Source organism: Acinetobacter sp. USHLN143, from assembly GCF_037145695.1.
GTDB lineage: Bacteria > Pseudomonadota > Gammaproteobacteria > Pseudomonadales > Moraxellaceae > Acinetobacter > Acinetobacter fasciculus.
Genome location: NZ_JBBCWZ010000143.1, coordinates 1 through 2621 on the forward strand (window position 1 = coordinate 1; position 2621 = coordinate 2621).

1 protein-coding gene is annotated in these 2621 nt (G+C 41.9%); it reads left to right on the forward strand.

Annotated features, from left to right (window positions below; translation table 11 throughout):
* The first annotated feature begins 232 nt into the window (after positions 1-232).
* Positions 233-2086: an ABC transporter ATP-binding protein gene (locus WFH18_RS17210; protein ID WP_005251949.1), complete on the forward strand. Its 1854-nt coding sequence runs from the start codon at positions 233-235 to the stop codon at positions 2084-2086.
* Positions 2087-2621: the final 535 nt, after the last annotated feature.

The following is a 2621-nucleotide window of genomic DNA, read 5'->3' on the forward strand; positions in this document are numbered from 1 at the left end:
TTTTGCCAGTGTTGATCTGTCAGCATGGTACGAGGCATAGCGAATAGTAAAATTGGGTTTGGCGATTTGATTTTACTACTTCGCTATTTTTTTAAGCTAAAAGTGTCAACATACCCTAATCTAAGTTTTAATTGAGTGAATCATTTTGTGGCAATTTCACCCAATTACGGGCTTAAAAAAACAGAATCCTTTATAATTCCCGAAAAGCAAAATGCATGATAAGAGTACGATAATGTTTCGATGGCTTGAAAGACTGGTTGACCCCTATCCCACCAAAAATCTGAACCAACCTTTACCGACCAAGTTTTTTCCATTTGTCTGGCAGGCAGCCTATGGAGTCCGCCGTTATTTGCTGATTCTGGTACTGTGTACTGCCGGTGCTGCCAGCTTCGAAGCTTTTCTGTATTCAAAAATTGGTGAGCTGGTGAACTGGCTCAGTAAAAGCCAGCCCGATACTTTTCTGGAACAGCATGCTAGCAATTTAACCTTACTGAGTATTGTTCTTCTGGCCAATATTTTTTTCGCTAGCGCCCAATCCCTAATTAAGCATCAGATTTTGTATAGCAATTTCCCGATGCGTTTACGCTGGCGCTTTCATAATCTGCTCATGAAACAAAGCCTGGATTTTTTCCACAATGATTTTGCCGGACGATTATCGGCCAAAGTTATGCAAACCGCTCTGGCAGTACGCGAATTCTGGGTCATTCTGGGTGACATGCTGGCGTATGTGCTGATTTATTTCATCACCATCAATATTGTTTTGGGTGCAATTTCACCCTTGCTGATCATTCCATTGATGGTCTGGCTAGCCTTGTTTATCTGTGCAGCGTGTTATTTCATTCCACGTTTGAGCAAAATTTCCAATGCTCAAGCGGATGCCCGTGCCGTCATGACCGGGCGTATTACGGATGCCTATACCAATATTCAGACCGTGAAGCTGTTTGCTCATGCCGGCCGTGAAAGTCAGTATGCCAAGACCTCAATGCAGGAATTTATGGTAACGGTATATAAACAGATGCGTCTGGGTGCGCAATACGAAATCAGCATCTTGCTCTTAAGTGTGGTGTTGTACGGTGGCGTACTGGGTACCGCGATCTGGCTGTGGATGGAAGGTCAGGCCGAGCTAGGCATTATTGCAGCAACCACGGCAATGGTACTGAAACTGAACAGTATTGCCGAATTTATGATGTGGCAGACCTCAGCCCTGTTTGAAAATGTCGGTACCATTCAGGATGGTATGAAAACTTTAGGCCGCAAAATTGCCATTGAAGATAAACCGGGTGCCAAAGAGCTACAGCTCAATCATGGTGAAATTAAATTCGAAAATGTCAGCTTTGCCTATAATGATAAAAACGTGATTGATCAGTTTAATCTGACCATTCGCCCAGGTGAAAAAATTGGTATTGTCGGCCGTTCAGGTGCAGGGAAATCTACCCTGATTCAACTGTTGCTGCATTTTTATCATATTAACCAGGGTCGTATCTTGATTGATGGTCAGGATATTGACGATGTGACTCAGGACAGTTTGCGCAAGAATATTGCATTAGTGACTCAAGATACTTCACTGCTACATCGCACTGTCGCGGAAAACATTAAATATGGTCGTCCAGATGCGACTGATGAAGAAATGTTTGAAGCTGTGCGTAAAGCCAAAGCAGAAGAATTTATTCCTAATCTGACGGATTTGCGTGGCAAAAAAGGCTATGAAGCCTATGTCGGTGAACGTGGCGTGAAACTTTCCGGCGGACAGCGTCAGCGAATTGCAATTGCACGTGTATTCCTGAAAGATGCTCCAATTCTAATTCTGGATGAAGCCACCAGTGCGCTGGATTCTGAAGTCGAAGCCGCTATTCAAAACAGTCTGGACGACTTGATGCAGGGTAAAACTGTGATTGCCATTGCTCATCGCCTGTCTACCATTGCCCAGATGGATCGTCTGATTGTGCTGGATCAGGGTCGAATTGCCGAACAAGGCACGCATGATGAACTGGTAGCATTGAATGGCATCTATGCCCAGCTTTGGCAGCGTCAAACGGGCGGCATGTTGATTCAGCAACAGGTCAAAGCATCGAAAAATCTTGATTAATACAAAATCAGCAAGACGATTAAACCGTTGACGATTTGATTGTCTTCAATACTGAACAGGTCTGGGACAAAAGAAAACTTTGCCCAGACCTTTCTTTTTAAAATCTTTTATATAGATGAACCTTAAGTTGCCATCTATCTGGCATTTTAATGAAATGACCTCACTCTCTAGTGCTGAAAGCTCTCTGATGAAGTCCTGTTTAATACTTAATAAAAACTAGACCAATCATCCTGTCTTGAGCAAACAGATGCTGGGATGTGACTTGTTCAATAAAATAATTTTAATTTCATCAATAAAATTATGCGGTTTAAATTGATTTTAATGCTGAATTCAGGCTAATCTGCCAGTGGCAGAGTCACAATCGCCAAAATTTTGTCCAACAATTTTAATGAAAAATTTGGCGGCTTCATGCCAATATCTATTTATATAGGACTTACGCATTGACGGATTCAAAAAAGTATTAAAATACTTTATAAAGTATCTGTGATTAGACGAATTAAACATGCTTCTACAGCAACTTGTACATTACCCATTT

Excerpts from the sequence above, each read along its gene's own strand:
- WFH18_RS17210 (WP_005251949.1), top strand. The coding sequence starts at position 233 with ATGTTTCGATGGCTTGAAAGACTGGTTGACCCCTATCCCACCAAAAAT.